Here is a 6,890-nt window from a genome sequence, read left to right as displayed (position 1 = left end):
AATCTCTTCCCGCTCCGCCAACGACAACCGTGACGCCATCAGCCGCACACACCCATCCATCGATCATGACTCGGGTGTTGCAACCACCTCTTGAACCGGCCAGGGCGGCCGGGGGTGGCCTTCGATCATCAGCGGTGGCGATGCGGTGGGGGCGGAGCGCGGGGCTCGTGGAGGTTGGCGGCGTGGGGTGGTTCTCATGACCGGCGCGGCGGCTGCCGTGCTGCGGAGGGCGGTGGTCCCTGCGGGATGCACCTGCCGCCACGCCGACCATCAGACCCCCGTTAGGGCGAACCTAGCGCTCCGATGGGGATTCATTCATCGGACTTGTTGGATTCCGGACAGCTGTCTCGACAGGAGGGCACTGTCGGTATGGAGGTGATTTGCCGGAAAAAGGGTTATTGGGTCACTAGCGTGTGCATGGCTGGTCCTACTTGTGGGGGATTTCGTGCGCGGCGGGAATGTGATGGGGCTCAGGTTGCTGGTGGTCGGCGTGGTGCTCGGCGTCACCTCGGTGGTGGTCGTGGACGCCGCATCAGCCGCATCAGCCGCATCAGCGGCGTCGGGCCGGGCGGAGGTCGCGTCGGGCCGGTCGAAAGTCGCGTCGGCGCGGGCTGAGACCGCCGTGCCGCGAGGGCGCGTCGAGTCGACGGTGCTGCGGGCCATGGTGAGCAACTACGTCGACGACACGCTGTCGCTGGTGGACGTGACGGCCGGGACGGTGACCGGCACGATCTCCGGGATCGACGGGCCGGCGTGGCTGGCGGCGTCCGGTGATGGCCAGACGATGTACATCGCGGCGTACAACGGCGACCGGCTCTACAAGGTGAACGCCGCCACCCGGGCCAAGACGTACGTCGACGTCGGCACCACGCCGGGCATCATCGCGCTGACGCCCGACGAGTCGAAGGTGTACGTGGCCAACTTCGGCAGCGACAACGTGTCGGTGGTGGACACGGCCACGTTCACGGTGTCGACGACGATCACCGTCGGCACCGATCCGACCGGCGTCGCGGTCACGCCGGACGGCGCCAGCGCGTACGTGGCGAACAGCGGCAACAACACGGTCAGCGTCATCGACACCGCGACCAACGCCGTCACCGCCACCATCGCGGTGGGCATCAACCCGCTCGGCGTGGCCATCACCCCGGACGGGTCGAAGGTGCTGGTGAGCAACCGGGGCGCCGCGACGCTCTCCGTCATCGCCACCAGCACGAACACCGTGACGGCCACGGTACCGGTCGGCTCCACGCCGTACGGTGTGGCGATCTCGGCCAGCGGCACGACCGCGTACGTCGCGTGCGCCGGCGCCGGGTCGGTGAGCGTGGTGAACCTGACCACCAACACGGCGGGCGCGCCGATCACGGTCGGGGCCATGCCGGTCGGCCTGTCGTTCACGCCCGGCGGCGGCACGCTCGTCGTCACGAACGCCATGAGCGGCACGGTCAGCGTCGTGGACACCGGCACCGCCACGGTGACCTCGACGGTGCCCGTGGGCGCGCAGCCGCTGTACGTGACCGCCGCCTACATCGAGGAGCAGTCGCTCGCGGTGACGACCGGTTCGCTGCCGGCCCCCACGGTCGGCACGGCGTACTCCGGCACGCCCGCGGTGACGGGCGGGACGGGGCCGTTCACGTGGGCGGTCAGCGCCGGCTCGCTGCCGGCCGGGCTGAGCCTCAACGCCAGCACCGGCGAGGTCAGCGGCACGCCGACGGCGGCGGGGCCCGCGTCGTTCACGCTGCAGGTGACCGACTCGGCCGGCACGACCGCGTCGAAGGCGTACACGTTCACGGTCGGCCAGGCCGCGCCGCCCACGCCACCGCCGGCGAACCTGGCCGTGACCGTGGCACCGCCGCCGGTCGGGGTCGTCGGCGCGCCGTACACCGCCATGATGACGGCGACCGGCGGCACCGGACCCTACACGTGGGCGGTGACCGGGGGGACGCTGCCGGTCGGGCTGACGCTGAACGCGGCCACCGGCGCCATCACCGGCACGCCGGCCGCGGCGGCCGAGCGGCAGGTGACGCTGACGGTCACCGACGCGAGCCAGGCGACCGCGTCCGCCACCCGCACGTTCACGGTCAAGGCGGCGCTGACGATCGCCAAGCCCACCGGCACGGAGGCAGTGGCCGGCGCACCGTACGAGACCACGCTCGCGGCCGAGGGAGGCGTCGCGCCCTACACGTGGTCGGTGGTCGAAGGCACGCTGCCGGCCGGGCTGACCCTGAACGCCGCCACCGGAAAGATCAGCGGCACCGCCACGACCGCCGGCACGACGACGGTCACCGTCAGGGTCACGGACACCGGCGGCCGCACCGGGGAGCGCGAGCTCTCGTTCACCGTCCGCCACCCCGCCCCGGCCGGCGTCACGGCCAAGGGCCAGGTCTCCTCGGTGCTGGCGGAGTGGACCGCCGCGAGCGACCCCGGCGTCACCGGGTACACCGCGTCCGCCGACCCGGGGCCGGCCACCTGCACCACCGATTCGCGCACCACCACCAGCTGCGTGCTCGGCGCGGTCGCCGGCCAGTCCTACACGGTGACGGTCGTCGCCCACTCCGCCGCCGGCGACTCGGCGGTCAGCACCGCCTCGGCGCCGGCAACGGCGATCGCCCCGTCCGCCCCACCGGCCCCGCCGCGGACGCCGCTCAAGCTGACCACCGACCGCGGGGCGATCACCTCGATCGCGCCCGCGCAGACGCTGACGTTCATCGGCAGTGGCTTCGCCCCGTTCTCGACGGTGGTCGTCAGCATCTACAGCACCCCGGCGACCCTCGCCACCGTCACCACCGACGCGAGCGGCGGGTTCAGCGCCCCGGTGACCATCCCGGCGGACCTCGCCGAGGGCAGCCACACCATGCTCGCCCAGGGCACCGCCCCGGACGGCACCGCCCGCGCCATGGCCGTCGCCGTCACCACCACGGGCTCGGCGTCGCTGCCCGTGACCGGCGTCGACACCATGACCCTGACGGCGCTCGGCCTGCTCCTGATCACGGCCGGCGCCTCGCTCGTGACCCCGGTCAGCAGGCCATCGAGTTCGGCAGGGCGGCGACGCCCTTGAGGGCGTGGGCGAGGTCCGCGACGAAGCGGTCGACCAGCTCGCGGGTCTTGCCCGGCATGCAGACCACGTGGGCGTTGCCGCCGTCGTCGGTGGCGAGCGGCCAGCGATCCAGGAGGGGCTGCGGCGGGCGGGGGAAGACGACGGTGAAGGCGTGCTCCTGGGCGCGCCACGCCGGCCAGCCGATCCCGCGCAGCTGCCGCTCGGTGTAGCCGGCGAGGTCCCGGGCGGCGGCGGCCCGCCCGCGCAGGCCCGGCAGGCCCCAGTGGCGCAGGAGGTACCAGAGCCACAACGGCGCGTGGCCGGACCTGGAGCCGGTGATGGTGCTGTCCGGGGCGGCGGTGTAGGTGATGCTGCCCCGTCCGGTGTGGCGGTCGGCGAGGGCGACCACGATCCCGCAGGGGAAGGGCGTGGCGAGGAACTTGTGGCCGCTGACGGCGAAGGAGTGCACGCCGTCGGCGAAGGTGAAACCGGGCCGGGTCAGCGGGTCGCAGAGCGCCAGGGGGATGCCGGCGAGGGCCGCGTCGGCGTGGATCCAGCGCTGCGCGGGGTCGATGCCCGCGAGGGCGAGGGTCTTGTCGATCAGGGCGGCGTCGTCGACGGCCTCGGTCATGGTGGTGCCGACGGTGGCGACGACGATGGCGCCGGCACCGGGGCGGCGGCGCCGGGCGACGGCGGCGCGCAGGTCGTCGTAGCGCATCTCGCCGCGGTCGTCGGCGGGGACGAGGTGCAGCCGCATGCCGAGCAGCTCGGCGTTCTTCGCGATGCTGTAGTGCGCGGCGGTCGAGGCGAACACGGCCGCGCCCGGGAGGTGCTGGCGGGCCTGCCACAGGGCCCAGAGGTTGCTCTCGGTGCTGCCGGTCGTCACGTACCCGTGGCGGTTGTCCAGCGGTGCGTCGACGAGGTCGGCGACGAACTGGACGACCTCGTGCTCGACGACCTTCGTGTGCAGCCGGTACGAGCCGCCGGCGGCGTACGGGTGCCCGACGTTGTTCAGCAGGACCCGCTCGAAGCGCGTCACGGCGGTCATGTCGGGCAGGTCGATGGCGCCGGGGAAGCCGAGGTCGTAGTCGGAGTGCCGGGTCAGGTCGGCGTACAGCTGGTCGAGTCGCCCGCCGATGGTCGGGTCCGGGAGGCCGCTCACCTCGGCTGCGACCCGACGTCGACGATCCGCCCGAGTTCGCTCATCCAGCGCCACACGTGGTACGTGGGATCGTGCGGCTCGATCTCGGAGAGCGCCGGGTTCCAGCGCCACTGCATGCTCGGCACGCCGTAGTGCGTGTTGGTGTCGTCGACGGAGCTCTCGACGGTGAGCCCGTTGAACTGCTTGCGGCCGCCGCGGTCAAGCAGCAGCCGGGTGCCGTCGATGAGGCGGGCGAAGCACCGGCCGGGCAGGTCGAACTCGTTGGCGGCCTGCCGCTGGGCGTCGGCCCAGGTGCCGTACGGGGTGTCGAGGGTGCACACGCCGATGCCGGCGAACACCGCCGTGGCCGACATCGGGTCGCTCTTGTTGACCATCTGCGTCCGCGGGTCGAAGCCGGGGTCGGCCTGGTAGCCCTCGTGCGCGTGCCGGGCCAGGCCGTACAGCAGCATCGGCAGGTCGTTGGCCTCGTCGTCGGCGAGGAAGATGCGGGTCGCGGTCCGCAGCTGTTGCAGCACCGGCACGCCGCGCTCGAGGTAGAACAGGGCGACGCCGTGGGGGCTGAGCGGGTCGCGGCGGCGGCGTTCCCACACGTGACGGGTGTGCAGGACGGAGAAGCGCCGCAGCCGGGAGACGACCTCGCCCCGGAACGCGGCGGTGACGTCGGCCTCGGGGTTGCCGTCGCCCCTGCCGCGCGGCCCCTCCGGCGGGACCGCGCGCAGGTGACGGCTGTCGGGGTCGGCGTCGTCGTGGGCGAACCGGCGGTGCGGCCGCGAGACCCGGTCGTACGTCGAGTCGCCGCCCGGCGTGAACGAGGAACCGTGCACGGACGAGGAGCCGTGCGCGGACGAGGAGCCGTGCGCGGACGAGGAGCCGTGCGCGGACGAGGACCCGGACGAAGGGCCGGAGGAGAACGAGGAGCCGGAGGGGCCGGACGAAGGGCCGGACGAGAACGAGGAGCCGGAGGTGCCGTATGAGGCGGCCGGCGGTGCCACCGCCGGGTCGGTCTCAAACATCGAGGTCCTTGAGCCGGCGGTCCAGGACCCGCAGCGGGTCCGGTCTGCCGCGCCCGACGTCGGCGAGCACCGGCGCCCGGCGCGACCGCAGCATGAGCGCCCAGACCGCCCCGACGAGGACGGTGATGAGCACGGCGGCGGGGATGACGGCCTGCAGGATCGAGTCGCCGGCGATCCCCAGCAGCGAGGAGAGGTTCGTGAGCGTGACGAGCAGGATGCCGGTGCCCGCGATCACGCCCAGGCTGGGCAGCACGGTGCTGACCAGGAGGCCTTCGCGGGAGCCGCCGCCGCGCCGGTAGTAGCGGATGCTGCCGGCCGAGATGAGCACCAGCATCAGCATGATCCCGATGGCGCCGGCCGCGGACAGCCAGGTGAAGAGCACGGTGATCGGGTCGGCGCCGAGGACGACGAACACGCCGACGACCACGAGCGCGCTCGCGCTCTGCAGGACCGAGCCGCCGGTCGGGGCGCCCTCGGCCTGCCCGCTGGCGCCGGTGCGGGCCAGCCACGCCGGCAGGACGCCCTCGCGGGCCATCCCGAAGGCGTAGCGGGCGAGGACGTTGTGGAAGGACAGCATCGCCACGAAGACCGAGGTGATGAGCAGCATCGTGGCGAGGAGGCTGAGGCCGCTGCCGTACCACTCGTCGAGGACGTTGAAGGGCAGTCCCGCGTCGGGGTCGGCGGCGACGGCGGCGATCCGGTCGGCGCCGACGGTCGCGGCGAGCGCCCAGGCCGACAGCCCGTAGAACAGCGGCATGAAGATGAGGGCGCCGATGGTGGCGCGGGTGATGCTGCGGCTGGTGCGGACCTCCTCGCTGTAGGCGGGGGCCGTGTCGAAGCCGATGAACGCCGCGATGCCGAGCGCGAGGGCGCCACCGATGCCGGGCGCCCACAGGCCGGGGAAGCTGATCGGCTCGGTGCTGATGGACCCTCCGGCGGGGTGGGCGAACGCGGCCAGGTCGAACAGGGCGATGACGACCAGCTCGACGCAGAGCACCGACCCGACGACGAACGCGGACAGCGACACGTGCAGCAGCCCGCAGACGGCGACGGCGAGCCAGAGCACCGCGGCCCACACGACCCAGTTGCCGCCGAGCAGTTCGGCGAGGGTGGCGCCGACCAGGCCGTACAGGCTCATCTGGATGCATGAGTAGAAGACCAGCGCGAGGGCGCCGCCGATGATGCCCGCGGTCGGCCCGAAGCCGTGCGCGAGCAGGGCGTAGGCGGGGGCGGCGTGCGGCACGTTGCGGGCCATCGACACGTACCCGACGGCGAGCAGGGCGAGCGCGATGCCGAGCAGGGGGAAGGTCAGCGGGGTGGCGACCATCCCGGTCGAGGCGTAGGTGGCCACGATACCGCCGGCCAGGACCGCCATCGGGGAGCTGGCGCCGATCTGGAAGAGCCAGACGCCGCCGCCGGACATCTGCCGGCGGGTGAGCCCGTACCCGGTCATCGGCCACCGCCGAAAAGACGACGAGGTGTCGCGGACTGAGTGGAAGGACGCATCGCGGCGCGCACTCCGATTCTTCAGTTGGCTGTGCGTGATCAGGACCGCTGCGCAGTGTATAGGCGGAAGTTACTCGGTGGCGCCCTGGCGAATCTCATGCATTCCCATGGGTCGTTAGGTCCCGAACCCCCGGGAACAGGCATTGGAGCACTCTGTGACCGGTGTGAGCCGCCC

The 6,890-nt window shown here is 72.7% G+C and carries 4 protein-coding genes; 1 reads left to right on the top strand and 3 read right to left on the bottom strand.

What is annotated here, in order from left to right; all coding sequences use genetic code 11:
- The first annotated feature begins 463 nt into the window (after positions 1-463).
- Entirely contained in the window at positions 464-3,055 is a 2,592-nt protein-coding gene (locus tag ABZ321_RS43350; RefSeq protein ID WP_354901624.1) for a putative Ig domain-containing protein, read from the top strand.
- On the opposite strand, the gene ABZ321_RS43345 is transcribed toward ABZ321_RS43350, so the two are convergent.
- The 3 genes from ABZ321_RS43345 to ABZ321_RS43335 are packed head-to-tail and all read right to left on the bottom strand — an operon-like array spanning position 3,015 to position 6,662.
- Positions 3,015-4,196, bottom strand: coding sequence for a pyridoxal-dependent decarboxylase (locus ABZ321_RS43345; protein WP_344498916.1), 1,182 nt, complete (start codon positions 4,194-4,196; stop codon positions 3,015-3,017). The two genes, ABZ321_RS43350 and ABZ321_RS43345, sit on opposite strands and share 41 nt — an antisense overlap.
- Positions 4,193-5,209: a hypothetical protein gene (locus tag ABZ321_RS43340; protein ID WP_354901622.1), complete on the bottom strand. Its 1,017-nt coding sequence runs from the start codon at positions 5,207-5,209 to the stop codon at positions 4,193-4,195. Before ABZ321_RS43340 ends, ABZ321_RS43345 begins: the two co-directional genes overlap by 4 nt.
- Complete coding sequence (locus ABZ321_RS43335) at positions 5,202-6,662, bottom strand: APC family permease (RefSeq protein ID WP_344498912.1); 1,461 nt, start codon at positions 6,660-6,662, stop codon at positions 5,202-5,204. Before ABZ321_RS43335 ends, ABZ321_RS43340 begins: the two co-directional genes overlap by 8 nt.
- Positions 6,663-6,890: the final 228 nt, after the last annotated feature.

The organism is Dactylosporangium sp. NPDC006015 (genome assembly GCF_040614215.1).
Classification (GTDB): Bacteria; Actinomycetota; Actinomycetes; order Mycobacteriales; family Micromonosporaceae; genus Dactylosporangium; species Dactylosporangium maewongense.
Note: the sequence above shows the minus strand (reverse complement) of the source record. Positions and strands in the feature narration are given on the sequence as shown.